The following is a 14,258-nucleotide window of genomic DNA, read 5'->3' as shown; positions in this document are numbered from 1 at the left end:
CGAAGCTTGCTCGCGATGCCCCTCAACCACACTCGCCTCTTGCTGGATAAACGCAGCGCGCTTCAGCCCATCACGGGCAATCGAGCCTCGATCGGCCGCGCCTGGCCGTCGTCTTATTGTCGGGTCAATACAGGCAGCGCCGGGCTCTCCGGCAACTTGCTGACATCCAGCCGCGAGCGCTCGCCGCCGCGCTCGATCACCACCCCGTCGCCCTCGATGGCCACCAGTTGCACGCCCTGGGCCAGGCGCTCGCCCACCAGGAAGCTGCGCGGCGGCGCGTCGTTGAGGCTGAGAATCGCCACCGCGCCGCGAGGGCTGGCCATCAGCCCGGTGACCTTGATGTCCAGCTCCAGCGGCTGGTTGGAAAACCATTGCTGCGCCGGGCTCTGGGCCTGGGCGGCCAGGGCTTGCGGCGGCGCCTGCGGGGTGCGCGACTCGGCGGGGGTCAGCAGCAGCGACGACCAGGTCGCCACCCCGGCCACGATCGCCAGCAGAGCCAGGGACTGCACCAGCTGCGGCGGGGAAAATCGATGGACGAATGCCATGGCAAGGACCTCCTGTTTGTCCGTCTTCGCAGCCTACCGCGCAATGGTCACGTTTTTATTTCACATTCACCGGGCAGGATGAAAAGCGACGCACAGGAGGCGCGCCCCATGACCCCATCCCGACAACAGGGCTTTACCCTGATCGAGCTGATGGTGGTGCTGGTGATCATCGGGATCGCCAGCGCCGCCATCAGCCTGAGCATCCGCCCCGACCCGCTGCAGGGCCTGCGCAAGGATGCCGAGCGCCTGGCCCAGTTGCTCCAGGTGGCCCAGGCCGAGGCGCGCGTGGATGGCCGGCCCATCAGCTGGCGGGCGGACGCCAAGGGCTTCGCGTTCAGCCGGCCCAGCGACGACGGCCGCGGCCTCGACCAGTTCAAGGACGACCCGCAACTGCGCCCGCGACCCTGGGAAAGTTCGTCGATCAAAGTGCGCATCGAGCCCGGCCCGCGGCTGGTGCTCAACGCCGAATGGATAGACGCGCCGCTGCAGGTGCAACTGTCCGACGGCCAGCACAGCCTGACGGTGCAACGCACCGCCACCGGCGTGGTGCGGGTGGTGGCGCTGCCATGAAGGCCCGGATCAACCAGCGGCAAGGCGGCTTCACCCTGATCGAGGTGATGGTGGCGATCCTGCTGATGGCCGTGGTCAGCGTGATCGCCTGGCGCGGGCTGGACAGCGTCAGCCGGGCCGACAGCCATTTGCAGGCCAGCAGCGAGCAGACCGAAGCGCTGCTGCGCACCCTGCACCAGCTGGAGCGGGATGTGGCGCTACGGGCCAGCGTGGAACTGATGGAACCGGTGCCAGCGGGGGCTGATGCAGAAGCCCCCGATGTGCCGCCGGCGCTGACCGTGCGCAGCGCCGACAGCGGCACCTTCCGCCTGGATGTGATCCGCACCGCGGCAACACCCGGCGAAGGCCTGCAACGGGTGCGCTGGTGGCTCAAGGGCGACACCCTGTACCGCGCGGCGGCGCCGGCCCGCGATCGTTACCCGCTGCCCGCGCCGAAAATCGGCGTGGCGGTGCTGGAGCACGTCAGTGACTTGCAGCTGCGGGTCTGGGATCGGGACAAGGGCTGGCGCCAGCTCAGCGGCAACCGCAAGGAGAATCCGCCGGGCCTGGAAATCCGCCTGGTGCGGCAGACACCCCAGGGCGAAGAGCGTTATCGCCAGGTGCTGGGGCCGTTGGAGTAATTGCCGCGTCAGGCTGGACGCCGTTGTAGCCGCTGCCGAGCGCAGCGAGGCTGCGAACGGCCTACGGCCGTAAAACCGGACAACCTGTCCTTCCTGGAAAACTGCGTACCCAGGTTTTGCGAGGACTGCGTCGGAATGCCGCCCACCTCGATCGCAGCCTCGCTGCGCTCGGCAGCGGCTACGCAGCGGCAACGGGGCATCTGGGTCGACGGCGACTCTGTAGGAGCGAGGCTTGCCCGCGATAGCGTCCGTTCAGGCAACCCGCGTTGCCTGGATCGCGGGCAAGCCTCGCTCCTACGGGTTTTGTGCTTCAGCTCAACAGCACCACACCGCCCGGCAACTCGGTGCATTTGGCCCCGTAGGCATCGCGGATCAGCAGGGCCACGCCGGCCAGCTGGTTGAGGTTGAAACGCGCCTGCACCTTGCGCTTGCCCAGCTCGGCGTTGAGCAGCACCAGCATGCCCGGGCGGTAGCGGTTGATCTCGTCGATCACCGTGTTGAGGGTGGCGTTGTCGAATACCAGCACCTGCTCGCGCCAGGCGATCACCGCCGCCGGGTCCACGGCCTTCGGCTCACCGACCTGGCGGCTGTCGTAGGTCAGCTGGCGACCGCTGTCCAGAAGGATCAGCCGACCCGCGACCTCGACCTGCAGCGCGCCATCGATGCAGGTCACGCAGACGCTGTGATTGATATTGCGCAGGTTGAAACGCGCCTGTGATGCACTCAACCAGCCATTGCCGGCCTGGACCCGCACCGGCAGCGCGCCCTGGCTCGACACCTCGACCTCGCCTTCGAGCAGTTCGATGCCCTGCCCGCCTTGCGCCAGCTCGCGCCGGCTGATGCGGGTCTGGGTGTTGAGTTCCAGGCTCAGCCCATCCTCCAGCTCGACCCGGCGCTGTTCGCCGACCTCGGTGCGGTAGTCGGCGCTCAGCCCAGCAAAACCGCCGGGCACCGAAACCCGCACCGCCACCAGCGCCACCGAGGCCGCCAGCGCCCCACCGAGAAAGGCCCGGCGCCCGAAGCGCCGCGGCTGGGTCTGCTGCTGGCATTGTTCGGCGGCCGGCTTCAGGCTGTGCCACAGCAACTTGGCCTGCTCGAAGGCCTCGGCATGCTGCGGGCTCTGCGCGCACCACTGCTGCAAGGCCCGGGCGTCGGCGGCGGTGGCCCGCCCCGAGGTCAGCAGGAGCAGCCAGTCCTGGGCCTCGTTGCGCAACCGGTGGTCCGGTGTGGCCCGAGAAGTGGAGATGCTAAAGATGTTCAAGCGTGCGGGTACTCACGGATTAATCGGGGCCTTTAGTGACTAGGACGGTTTTCCGGCGCCGGGACCGAACCGCTGAATCACTTTTCTTTCAAGGCGCGAGGCGCAGTGGCCCAGGGCAGCCTTGATTTCCTTCTCGACCATCCGTGTCGAAATGCCGAAGCGCTGGGAGATTTCCAGGTGTGGCGCCTCCTCCAGGCGCGCGGCGATAAAGATCTTGCGCCGGCGCGCCGGCAGTTCGTAGAGCGCCTTGAGCAGGGACTGGATTTCCTTCTGCCCGCCCACCACCCGCGACGGGTCCAGGGCTTCGTCGCTGATCTGCAGCAGCTCCTCGACCTCGCTGCCGGTGAGCAGCCGGGCGTCGGCCTGGCGGCGGTCGGCGGCGATGTTCAGGGCCATGCGATAGAGGTAGGCATTGGGCTGGGCCAGGTTCGGCGGCTCTTCCATGCGGTCGACCCGCAGGTAGGTTTCATGCAGCACATCGTTGGCCAGGTCCTCCGAGCCCAGGCGCCGTCGCAGACGCACCTTGAAGTCGTCGTAGGAGGTCAGGAACAACCTGACCATCGCACTGTGCCCGGTATTCTTCATGCCCCGGAGGCTCCTTCTCGCTGCCTGCAATCCATGCGTTTTCCTGCGCTGTCGGGTATCAGAAGCAAGGTCACTGGCTGGCGCAGCGAACTCGGTGCGGGCCGCTCGACCCAGGTCTCGCTCAGGCTCTGCACCAGCGCCTCGTCGCGCCGCAGATCGCCAGTGGTGGTGACCAGGCGGCTGTGCTCGATATGCCCGCCACGGTCGATCCACAGTTGCAGCACCGCCCGATAGCGACCCGGCCGGGTCAGTTCCGAACGGCACAGGCCGGCCTCCACCGCGCGTTGCAGCGCACTGGCGAAACTGTCGCTGGCCCAGGCCCCGGCATTGCCGCCCGCGCCCTTGGGGGCAGGCGCATCGCTGAGCTGGGCGACTTGCAGGGTAAAGGCATCGGAACGGGCGTAACGGGCCATCAAACCACTTCCTGTCAGCAGGCGACTCAGGGCATCCCGGGCGCTGTAGCGCCCCTGGACCCGTACCGAACGGCGCCCTCGGGTCAGCTCGCGATCCACCAGCACCGCCATCCCGGTCGAGCGGCTGAACAGTTCAAGCGCTTCGGCCAGGTCTTGCGCGGCGATGTTCAGGTCCAGCAGCCGGTGCGAATCCACCATCGACGGCTCCTGCGGTGCCGCCCGCGCCATACCCGCGGCCGCCAGCGCCAGCAGCAGCGCAAGACCGCAGCGCGCGAACCCCGCGTGAAAGAAAGACCGATACCCGACCTTTGCTCGGCGTCGCTGCACGGCTGACCTGTCCCTGAAAACCGTCATCCTGAGGCCAGTTTATGAATCTGGTGTTACCGCCCCCGCAAAAAAACCATCACCTTTTCGCCACGCGCCTTGCTTTACACTCAAGGACCGCAACGGCCCCTCCCGGGCCCGCCAGGAGGCCCCCGATGAAACAGCTTTGCACCCTTGTCGCCAGCCTGATGCTCGGCGCCCTGCCGCTGGCCGGCCATGCCGCCACGCCGGTCGAGGCGCCCGCCGCGGCTCCTGGCAAAGCGCCCACAGAAGGTTGTGTCGACGTCAGCGTGGGTGGCTACAAGGCCCCGGACTACGGTTGCCTGAGCAAGCAGATGGGCAACAACCCCGACGGCGCCAAGGCCGAGCAGAAGAACCAGGAAGCCATGCAGGTGCCGATCAACAAGCGCCCGCCGAACCAGATGGGCCTGTCCACCCCGGCGGCCACCAGCACGCGGATGGGCAATACCTTTGGTACTTCGGTGAAGCCGCAGCGGCCTTAGGTTTTTGCGTTGGCCTTTCGGGCCCTATCGCGGGCAAGCCTCGCTCCTACAGGGATCGCGTGAGCTTCTGTAGGAGCGGCCGGTCGACGCTCGATTGCTCGCGATAGACGGCGCAGCCGTCGTTGCTGCGGTTACGCCCCCGCCCACTGCCGCGCCACCACTTGCAGCTCCGTCCGGGCCCGTTCCAGGGCTTGCTCGCGGGCTTCGGGGTTGGCGAATTGCAGCGGCTGGGCATCGACGAACAGCGGGTTCTGCACACCGATAAAGGCAAAGGCGGCTTTCAGCGCCGGGGTCAACGCGTCCATCCAGGCCATGGGATTGCCCGGGCGCAGGTCGGCGCCACGGCTGGTGAGGAACAGCACCTTCTGCCGGGTCAGTTGGCCAACGATGCCGTCCGGGGTATTGAGGTAGGTCAGCTCGGTGCGGGTGATGCTGTCGATGAAGGCCTTGAAGGTCGAGGGCATCGACCAGTTGTACATCGGCATGGCGAACAGGCAGGCATCGGCGCCCATCACCCGCTGGCACAAGGCATCCGAGGCCGCCAGGGTCTGGCGCATCTGCGGCGTGCGGGCCTCGGGAGCGGTGTAGGTAGCGATGGCGAAGGCCTCGCTGACGTGGGGCGGCGTATCCACCGTCAGGTCCAGGTAGTCGATCTTAAGGTCGACGCCCTGGCCTTGCAGCCGCTCGATAAAGTAGCGGCCCAGGGCCCGAGAGTTGGAACGTTCGCCTTTGGAGCTGGCATCGACGTGCAGCAGTTTCATTGGGCATTACCTTGCTTGGATGGAAAGAGATCTGGGCTAAATGCTGGGCTGTTGGCGGAACGCCACGGCGAGGCGGTTCCAGCAGTTGATGGCGGCCACCGCGACGGTCAGGTCGACCAGCTCGCGCTCGCTGAATTCGCCGCGCACCGCCTGGAACAACTCATCCGGCACCCCGGCGTCGGCCAACAGGGTCACCGACTCGCTCCAGGCCAGGGCCAAGCGTTCCCGCGGGCTGAACAGCGCCGAATCGCGCCAGACGCTGAGGGCGTACAGGCGTGGTTCGCTCTCCCCGTTCTGGCGCGCCTGCACCGCGTGCATATCGGCGCAGAACGCGCAGTGGTTGAGTTGCGAGACGCGGATCTTGACCAGCTCCAGCAGGGGCTTGTCGATGGACAGGCCGAAGGTTTGGGCCTCGAGCATCAACAGGCCCTTGAGGGCTTCCGGCGAGGCGCTGTAGTAGTCCAGGCGGGGTTCCATCGTGGTCACCGTGGGCGTTGTATTCATGTTCCCCCTAGCCTAAGGGCCGCGCCGGCCTGCCCCTATAGCCAATCCGGGGGTTTATCGGCAGTCCACCGAACAGTGTCGGGCTCAAGACCGCCGAAGCCCTTCGGGCTGATCGTCCAAACGCGGCCCGAGCCTGCGGCAGCGGCTACATCACCCAGTCCGAAGGCAGCGTCGTACCCTGTAGCCGCTGCCGAAGGCTGCGATCGCGTACGCAGTGCGCGCCCGCTATCGGCCCGCTACACCAAACCCGGTCGGGCGGGTAATCTGGCGGGCACTGATCGTTTTGGAATCTCATCGATGGAACTGCATGTCGTCATCAACGGGCGCAAGGACCTGGCCGACCAGCTGTATCGGCAACTGCGCGACGCCATCGAGTGCGGGCGACTGGCGGCGGGCGCCCAGTTGCCGCCGAGCCGGCTGCTGGCCGAGCAACTGGGAATCTCGCGCAAGACGGTGTCGGACACCTACAGCCTGCTGACCTACGAGAACTTCCTGATCGGCAGGATCGGCCGCGGCACCTTCGTCAATGCCCGGCCGGTGAAGGCCGAACCCAAGCAGAGCGCCGCCGACCTGGCCTGCGCGCAGAGCCTGGAAAAATGGCAGGAGTTGCCCACGCCCCTGCGCCATCCGACCCTGGAAGGCACCTCGCGCTACGAGTTCATCGGCGGCGCCACCAGCCGCAATCAGTTTCCCCAGGAAGAGTGGCGGCGCTGCACCCAGGACGCCCTGCGACGGATCGCCCAGAGCGGCGGTTTCTATAGCCAGCCGGAAGGCCTGCCGGCGCTGCGCAGCGCGATTGCCGGGCATGTCTCGTTCTCCCGCGGCGTGGTCTGCAGCGATGCCGACATCGTAGTCTGCAACGGCGCGCAACAGGCCCTGGACCTGATCGCCCGGGTGGTGCTGGAACCCGGCAGCCTGGTGGCCATGGAAGACCCCGGCTACACCCCGGCGCGCCTGCTGTTCAGCGCCCAGGGCGCAACGGTGATCGGCGTGCCGGTGGATGACCAAGGCATCCAGGTCGAGCGGATTCCCGACGGCGTGCGGCTGATCTATGTCACCCCGTCCCACCAGTTCCCCCTGGGCATGCCCATGAGCCAGGCCCGCCGCGAGGCCCTGCTGGAGCGGGCGCGGGAGCTGGGGGCGATCGTCATAGAGGACGATTACGACAGCGAGTTCCGCTACGAGGGGCGGCCCACCGACTCCCTGCAAAGCCTGGATAAACGCGGCGTGGTGGCCTATGTCGGGACCTTCTCGAAGACCATGCTGCCGCAGCTGCGCCTGGGCTACGCGGTGCTGCCGCCGGCGATTCTCGGCGCGGTGATCAAGGCCAAGCGCCTCACTGACTGTCACACCTCGACCCTGCCGCAATGGGCGCTGGCCAAGTTCATCGCCGAGGGTTACCTGCTCAAGCACATCCGCCGCTGCCATACGGTGTACGCCGGGCGCCGCGAGCGCATCCTGCAGCGCCTGAACGGCGACCTCTCGCCCTGGCTGCAGGCGGTGCCGTCCACCGCCGGCTTCCACATGGCGGCGCTGTGCAAGGTGCCGGTGAACATCCCGCTGCTGCTGGAGCTGGCGAAGAAGATCGAGGTCGGGCTCTACCCGCTGCACGGCTTCTTTTATCAGGAGCCGGTCAGGGACGGGCTGTTCATCGGCTTTGGCGCCATCGAAACCCTGGACATCGACCCGGCCCTGGACAAGGTGCGGGACATCCTGCAACAGATCACCTGATTGGCCCCGGGCTTTTCTCGGGGATTGGTTATTGGACTTGTCACCTTGGCGGCCTACCCTGAGCGTCCACCCAGCTGTTCGCGCCGCGCTCCGTCATCGAGTAGCGCGACGGCCACAGCATTTCCGGAGGCTTGGACATGTCCAGTACCGCGACCAACAGCGTCCAGATCCGCGCCGCCCAGGGCCGCTCGGACGAGCTTGGCGAACACCTGAACCAGCTACTGACCGCCCTGCGCGAGGCGCCTGGCTGCCTGGGTTATGAACTGCGCCGCGACAGCACGGACACGCACCGCTGGAGCGTGCGCGGCCAATGGCGCTCGGCGGCCGAGATGCAGGCGCATTTCCATCTGCCGGCGGCCCAGGGTTTTATCGACCTGCTGGCCAGCCGCCTGGCCTGCGCCCTCGACTTCGAACACTGAGGCATTGGTCTGCGGTTCTTTGCCGGGATTGGTTATAGGCCGGTCGAGCCAGCGGGCTTACCTTGAGTCAGCCCCTTTCGAACCGGAGAAACCGACCATGAAGACCCTCGCTGCCCTGACTTCCGCCCTTGCCGGCCTGACCTTGCTCACCTCCCTGGGCGCCGCCGCCCATGACCCGGAGTACGGCCAGGAGAAACTCAAGATCCTGCAGGAACATGCCCTGAGCAACCTGCCGGGCAAGACCGCGCTGATGCTCACCGTCGACTACGCGCCGGGCCAGGCCACGGTGCCGCACATGCACAAGGGCGCGGCCCTGGCCTATGTGCTCGAAGGCGAGATCACCTCGCGGGTCAACGACGAGCCGGCCATCACCTACAAGGCGGGCGAATCCTGGTACGAACCGGCCGGCTCGCAGCACCCGGTGTCGGCCAACGCCAGCGCCAGCAAACCGGCCCGGCTGCTGGTGTTCATGCTCAAGGACGCCAAGGATGAAGTGCTGACGCCGTTGCAGAAGTAAGCGCCTGGCCACTCCTGCGCAGACCGCGTTTCTTCTGTAGGAGCGAGGCTTGCCCGCGATGACGTCAGTACAGCCAGCATAAAGCCCAGCCGATAAAAAGGCGTCTGGCCGCTGCGCGGATCGCGAGCAAGCTTCGCTCCTACAGAAGCGGCTACAGCATTCCTTAAGGATGAGGTGCTGACGCCGTTGAAGCAGTAAGCGCCTGGCCGCTCCTACGCAGACCGCGTTTCTTCTGTAGGAGCGAGGCTTGCCCGCGATGACGTCAGTACAGCCAGCACAAAACCAAGCCGATAAAAAGGCGTCTGGCCGCTGCGCGGATCGCGAGCAAGCTTCGCTCCTACAGAAGCGGCTACAGCATTCCTTGAGGCCATGAAAAAAGCCCCGTATCTCGCGATACGGGGCTTTTTCATTTAGCGCTCGATCAGGCCGTTACAAGGCCCGATTGACCGCTCATGGCCAGGTCCAGCAATTCGCGGTTGGCCACCGCGTACATGGCGTAGTCGGTGCCGCTGGCGGCACGGATTTCCACCAGCATCGCGCGCCAGCGCTCGACCATGCTCTGGTTCTGCTCAAGCCACAGGGCCACGCGGGCTTCCATGTCTTCTGGCGCGTCGGCCATTTGCAGGACCGAGATGGTGATTGCCCGCTGCTGCCAGTCCACGTCGTCGCGGAAGGCTTCGCGTGCCTGGGCCTGCCAGTTGTTGGCCACCGGCAGATCGCTGATCTGCTGCAGGTACCACGGCAGGTCCAGGGCGCTGCCCACGGCGAAGTAGGCCTTGGCCACATCGGCGGCATCGTGACCGGTGACATCCGCGGCCTCGATGATCGGCAACAGGGTGTACAGGTGGGTGGTACCTGCCACCATGCGCGCCAACAGCTCAGGCACGCCGGCTTCGACGTAGGCGGTGTAGCGGGTCTGCCAGCCTTCACGAGTCGGGCCTTCCAGCAGTTCGTCGAGCTTGAGGCCCAACGCCGCCAGGTGCGGACCGAAGTGCGCGACGTCACGCGCGGCATCCTGCTCGTTGCGACGGCTGCGCAGGAACCAGCGGGTGGCGCGACGGCCAAGGCGCATCAGCTCGTCCATCAGCTCCAGCTGCACCTGAGCCGAGACCTGGTGGTCCAGGGCTTCGATCTGGCGGAACCAGTGCGGGAGATGGAAGATGTCACGCACGATCACATAGGCGCCCGCCACGTTGGCCGGGCTCATGCCAGTGGACTCCTTCAGGCGCTGCACGAAGGTGATGCCCATGTGGTTGACCAGGTCGTTGGCGATCTGGGTGCTGACGATCTCGCGCTTGAGGCGGTGACGACGCATGGCTTCGGCGAACTTGCTGACCAGGGTCGGCGGGAACGCGGTTTCCATGTCGCGGGTCAGGTAGTCGTCGTCCGGTACCAGGGAATTGAGCAACTGCTCCTTGAGGTCGATCTTGCTGTAGGAGATCAGCACCGACAGTTCCGGACGGGTCAGCCCGTGGCCGGCGGCAACGCGTTCGTTGAGTTGATCTTCCGACGGCAGGAACTCGATGGCGCGGTCCAGCTTGCCACGGCCTTCCAGGTCGCTCATCAGGCGCTTGTACTCGGCAATCCGCGCGAAGGCGCGACGGGCCGCCAGGGACAGGGCCTGGGTCTGCTTGTAGTTGTTGCCCAACACCAGGCCACCGACTTCGTCGGTCATGCTCGCCAGCAACTGGTTGCGTTGCTTGTCGGTCATGTCGCCGGCATGCACCACTTCGTTGAGCAGGATCTTGATGTTCACTTCGTGGTCGGAGCAGTCCACGCCACCGGCGTTGTCGATGAAGTCGGTGTTGGAACCGCCGCCATTGAGGCCGAACTCCACACGACCCAGCTGGGTCATGCCGAGGTTGCCGCCCTCGCCCACCACCTTGCAGCGCAGCTCGTTACCGTTGACCCGCAGCGCATCGTTGGCCTTGTCGCCGACATCGGCGTGGCTTTCGGTGCTGGCCTTGACGTAGGTACCGATACCGCCGTTCCACAACAGGTCCACCGGCGCCTTGAGCAAGGCGTTGAGCAGCTCGGTCGGGGTCAGCTTGTCGGCCTGGATGTCGAAGCGTTCTTTCATCTGCGGCGAGATGGCGATGCTCTTCGCGCTGCGCGAGAAGATGCCGCCGCCTTCGGACATGATGCTGGTGTCGTAGTCGCTCCAGGCCGAACGCGGCAGGTCGAACATACGCTGGCGTTCAGCGAAGCTGGTGGCCGGATCCGGATTCGGGTCGATGAAGATGTGCAGGTGGTTGAAGGCCGCGACCAGTTGCAGTTTGTCGGACATCAGCAAGCCGTTGCCGAACACGTCGCCGGCCATGTCGCCGACGCCCACCACGGTGATGCTGTCTTGCTGGACATTGATGCCGCGTTCGCGGAAGTGGCGCTGTACGCCGACCCACGCGCCCTTGGCGGTGATGCCCATCTTCTTGTGGTCGTAGCCGGCGGAACCGCCGGAAGCGAACGCGTCGCCCAGCCAGAAGCCGTAGTCGATGGCGATGCCGTTGGCGATGTCGGAGAAGGTCGCGGTGCCCTTGTCCGCCGCCACCACCAGGTACGGGTCATCGTCGTCGTGACGCACGACGTTGGCCGGCGGCACCAGGGCGCCGTCCTTCAGGTTGTCGGTGATGTCCAGCAGGCCGGAGATGAAGATGCGGTAGCAGGCGATGCCCTCGGCCGCGATCTCGTCCCGGCTGCCGCCCAGCGGCAGGCGACGCGGCAGGAAGCCGCCCTTGGCGCCCACCGGCACGATCACCGAGTTCTTCACTTGCTGGGCTTTTACCAGGCCCAGGACTTCGGTACGGAAGTCTTCTTCACGGTCGGACCAGCGCAGGCCGCCGCGAGCGACGTTGCCGAAACGCAGGTGCACGCCTTCGACGCGCGGCGAGTAGACGAAAATCTCGAACTTCGGCACCGGCTTGGGCAGCTCGGGAATCAGGTGCGGGTTGAACTTGAAGCTGAAGTACGACTTGTTATGGCCGTTGGCGTCGGTCTGGTAGAAGTTGGTCCGCAGGGTGGCCTTGATCAGGTCCAGGTAGCGACGCAGGATGCGGTCTTCGTTGAGCACCTGGACGTCGTCCAGGGCAGTGAGGATCGCGTGTTCCAGGCGTTGCTGCTTGTCTTCCAGGTCATCGCCGGTGAGCTTGCGCGCCAGGTAGAAGCGGGTCTTGAACAACCGGGTCAGCTCGCGGGCGATATCGGTGTGGTTGTTCAGGGTGCTGGCGATGTACCCCAGGTCGAAGCCCAGGCGGATCTGCTTCAGGTAACGGGCGTAGGCACGCAGCAGCGCGACGTCGCGCCATGGCAGGCCGGCGGTCAGCACCAGGCGGTTGAACGCATCGTTCTCGGCATCGCCACGGACGATGTGGACGAAAGCGTCCTGCAGGGTGTCGTTGAGCTGCTGGATATCCAGGTTCAGGCCTTCGGCCGCAGTGAAGGCGAAGTCGTGGATCCAGAACTCACGGCCGCTGGCGTGGCGCAGGCGATACGGGAACTCGCCGAGCACGCGCAAGCCGAGGTTTTCCAGGATCGGCAGCACGTCGGACAGCGCCAGCGGGGTATCGGCGTGGTACAGCTTGCAGTGCAGCAGCGGCTGGCTGGTGGACTGGGCCAGCGGCTGGTAGAAGCTCATCACCAGCGGGTTGGCCTCGGACAGGCTCAACAGGTGCTGCATGTCGACCACCGCCGAATGCGCGGCGAAGCGCTCGCGGTAGCCGGCCGGGAAGCCTTTCGGGAAGTCGGCCAGGACATTGGTGCCGTGGGCTTCGCCGAAGCTTTCGACGGTCAGTGCGGCGTAGTCGTCCTGCCAGCTGCGGCAGGCTTGCACCACTTCTTTTTCCAGCAGCAGCGGGTCGATGTCGATGCGGTTCTTCGGGTCGACCCGCAGGATCAGTTGCACGCGCGCCAGCACGGACTCGGAGAAGAAGGTCCAGAACTCGCAGTCGGTGGCTTTCAGGCGATCCATCAGCACTTGCTGGATCTTCTGCCGCACCTCGGTGGAATAGATGTCGCGCGGCACATAGGCCAGGCAGTAGCAGAAACGACCGTAGGGGTCCTTGCGCAGGAACACGCGGATCTTGTTGCGTTCCTGGATCTGCACGATCGACATCACGGTGTTGAACAGTTCGTCCACCGGGGTCTGGAACAGGTCGTCGCGGGGCAGCACTTCGAGGACCTGGGCCAGTTCCTTGCCCAGGTGCGCCTTGGCCTGGAAGCCGGAGCGCTGTTCGATGATTTCCACCTTGCGGCGGATATAAGGAATCACCCGCACGCTTTCGCCGTACACCGACGAGGTGTACAGGCCCATGAAGCGGCATTCCTTGATCACATTGCCGTCGGCATCGATCTGGCGGATCGACACGTAGTCCGGGTAGGCCGGACGGTGCACGCGGCTTGGGTGCGCGGCCTTGGCGAACGACAGCGGCGTCGGTTCGCGCAGGTAGTTCACGGCGTAGTCTTCGATGCGCAGGTCGTCGACGGTGAGGCCGGCGCGCAGCAGCTTGGTCAGGCCGAGGAAGGAGTTCTGGTCGTACTCGATATGGCCGCCGTGCTGGTCCTCGCGCACCACGAACTCTTCGTAGCCGAGGAAGGTGAAGTGGTTGCCCACCAGCCATTCCAGGAAGCTCTTGATCTCGCCCTTCTCATCGGCGTCGATCTCGAACTGGCTGTTGCCGATGCCATCGATCAGTTCCTGGACCTTGGCTTTCATCGGCTCGAAATCGGCGACGGCGACGCGGACTTCGCCGAGCACCTGCTCCAGTTCCTTGCTCAGCACATTGAGCTCGGCGGTGTTGGCGCAGCGGTCGATCTCCAGGTACATCAGCGATTCTTGCAGGATGCCTTCGCCCTGGGTGCCTTTGGGCAGGATTTCCAGCAACTCGTTCTTGCTCCCGCGACGCACGCTCAGCACGGTGGTCTGCAGGGTGTGGATGCTGTAGCCGCGACGGTTCAGCTCGGTGCGGACCGAGTCCACCAGGAACGGCAGGTCATGGTGCAGCACTTCGACCGCGGTGTGGGTCGACTGCCAGCCATGACGTTCGTAATCGGGGTTGTAGACGCGCACTTGCGGTTGCGCGTGGTCGAAGCGCTCAAGCAGGCGCCAGGCAGAAAGGGTGCAGCCCGCCAGGTCGGACAAGCGACGCTGGGTGAGTTCGTCCAGAGAAATGATGCCGAAGAATTGTTCAGCGAACAGCGCCACTTGTGGCAGTGCCTGTTCACTGATGTGCTGCGCCAGTGCCGCTTGCAGTTGGTGCTGGAAGTCGGCCTTGCTGGCTGCGGTGAAGAACGCCATCTGTGGTACTCCGCTTGGGCTTGTTATTGATGAAAGCGTCGCATGCAATCCCCCTTCGGGGGTGTCGGTCATCCTGCTCCTGGATCTCGGGCAGAGGTCGCAGGATGACAGGGTGGTGAAGCTGTACGAGACGCTCAGGTCACATTCACCGTTCCCGGATGGGCATCTGCAAAAACGACTGCCCAGGTGCGCCGGGCAATGCCTTTACAGGTGCT

13 protein-coding genes are annotated in these 14,258 nt (G+C 65.5%); 6 read left to right on the top strand and 7 right to left on the bottom strand.

Annotated elements, in window-relative coordinates:
- Positions 1-113: 113 nt before the first annotated feature.
- Positions 114-545, bottom strand: coding sequence for a type II secretion system protein N (locus tag C4K38_RS14180; protein ID WP_053278911.1), 432 nt, complete (start codon positions 543-545; stop codon positions 114-116).
- Between the two features lie 108 nt (positions 546-653).
- Between C4K38_RS14180 and gspH the strand changes: the two genes are divergently transcribed.
- Entirely contained in the window at positions 654-1,115 is a 462-nt protein-coding gene (gene gspH, locus C4K38_RS14175; protein WP_025809149.1) for a type II secretion system minor pseudopilin GspH, read from the top strand.
- Positions 1,112-1,735, top strand: coding sequence for a type II secretion system protein GspJ (locus C4K38_RS14170; protein ID WP_053278910.1), 624 nt, complete (start codon positions 1,112-1,114; stop codon positions 1,733-1,735). The genes gspH and C4K38_RS14170 overlap by 4 nt, the downstream gene beginning before the upstream one ends.
- A 310-nt stretch (positions 1,736-2,045) precedes the next feature.
- Here the strand turns inward: C4K38_RS14170 and C4K38_RS14165 are convergent, their stop codons facing one another.
- The 3 genes from C4K38_RS14165 to C4K38_RS14155 are packed head-to-tail and all read right to left on the bottom strand — an operon-like array spanning position 2,046 to position 4,192.
- Entirely contained in the window at positions 2,046-2,996 is a 951-nt protein-coding gene (locus C4K38_RS14165; protein WP_053278909.1) for a FecR family protein, read from the bottom strand.
- A gap of 39 nt (positions 2,997-3,035) precedes the next feature.
- The gene (locus C4K38_RS14160) at positions 3,036-3,581 is read right to left on the bottom strand and encodes an RNA polymerase sigma factor (RefSeq protein ID WP_009048758.1); all 546 of its coding nucleotides are present in this window, start codon (positions 3,579-3,581) and stop codon (positions 3,036-3,038) included.
- The gene (locus C4K38_RS14155; RefSeq protein ID WP_081001496.1) at positions 3,578-4,192 is read right to left on the bottom strand and encodes an STN domain-containing protein; all 615 of its coding nucleotides are present in this window, start codon (positions 4,190-4,192) and stop codon (positions 3,578-3,580) included. The genes C4K38_RS14160 and C4K38_RS14155 overlap by 4 nt, the downstream gene beginning before the upstream one ends.
- 281 nt (positions 4,193-4,473) lie before the next feature.
- Here C4K38_RS14155 and C4K38_RS14150 point away from each other — a divergent pair, with 281 nt between their 5' ends.
- The gene (locus C4K38_RS14150) at positions 4,474-4,821 is read left to right on the top strand and encodes a hypothetical protein (RefSeq protein WP_053278907.1); all 348 of its coding nucleotides are present in this window, start codon (positions 4,474-4,476) and stop codon (positions 4,819-4,821) included.
- Between the two features lie 131 nt (positions 4,822-4,952).
- Here C4K38_RS14150 and C4K38_RS14145 read toward each other — a convergent pair whose 3' ends face one another.
- Both C4K38_RS14145 and C4K38_RS14140 read right to left on the bottom strand, forming a co-directional pair.
- On the bottom strand, positions 4,953-5,582 hold the full coding sequence (locus C4K38_RS14145; protein WP_053278906.1) for an FMN-dependent NADH-azoreductase: 630 nt from the start codon (positions 5,580-5,582) through the stop codon (positions 4,953-4,955).
- Positions 5,583-5,618: 36 nt separating this feature from the next.
- Positions 5,619-6,059 (bottom strand): carboxymuconolactone decarboxylase family protein, encoded by a 441-nt coding sequence (locus C4K38_RS14140; RefSeq protein ID WP_053278905.1) that lies wholly within the window; start codon positions 6,057-6,059, stop codon positions 5,619-5,621.
- A gap of 324 nt (positions 6,060-6,383) precedes the next feature.
- Here C4K38_RS14140 and pdxR point away from each other — a divergent pair, with 324 nt between their 5' ends.
- The 3 genes from pdxR to C4K38_RS14125 all read left to right on the top strand — a co-directional run bounded on the left by pdxR (position 6,384) and on the right by C4K38_RS14125 (position 8,753).
- Positions 6,384-7,817 (top strand): MocR-like pyridoxine biosynthesis transcription factor PdxR, encoded by a 1,434-nt coding sequence (pdxR, locus tag C4K38_RS14135; protein WP_053278904.1) that lies wholly within the window; start codon positions 6,384-6,386, stop codon positions 7,815-7,817.
- Positions 7,818-7,954: 137 nt separating this feature from the next.
- Positions 7,955-8,236, top strand: coding sequence for a putative quinol monooxygenase (locus C4K38_RS14130; protein WP_053278903.1), 282 nt, complete (start codon positions 7,955-7,957; stop codon positions 8,234-8,236).
- Positions 8,237-8,333: 97 nt separating this feature from the next.
- Entirely contained in the window at positions 8,334-8,753 is a 420-nt protein-coding gene (locus C4K38_RS14125) for a cupin domain-containing protein (protein ID WP_053278902.1), read from the top strand.
- A 421-nt stretch (positions 8,754-9,174) separates the two neighbouring features.
- Here C4K38_RS14125 and C4K38_RS14120 read toward each other — a convergent pair whose 3' ends face one another.
- Positions 9,175-14,043, bottom strand: coding sequence for an NAD-glutamate dehydrogenase (locus C4K38_RS14120; protein WP_053278901.1), 4,869 nt, complete (start codon positions 14,041-14,043; stop codon positions 9,175-9,177).
- Between the last annotated feature and the right edge of the window lie 215 nt (positions 14,044-14,258).

Origin of the sequence: Pseudomonas chlororaphis subsp. piscium (genome assembly GCF_003850345.1) — a bacterium.
Taxonomy (GTDB): domain Bacteria; phylum Pseudomonadota; class Gammaproteobacteria; order Pseudomonadales; family Pseudomonadaceae; genus Aquipseudomonas; species Aquipseudomonas piscium.
This window is presented reverse-complemented; position numbering and strand designations above follow the sequence as displayed.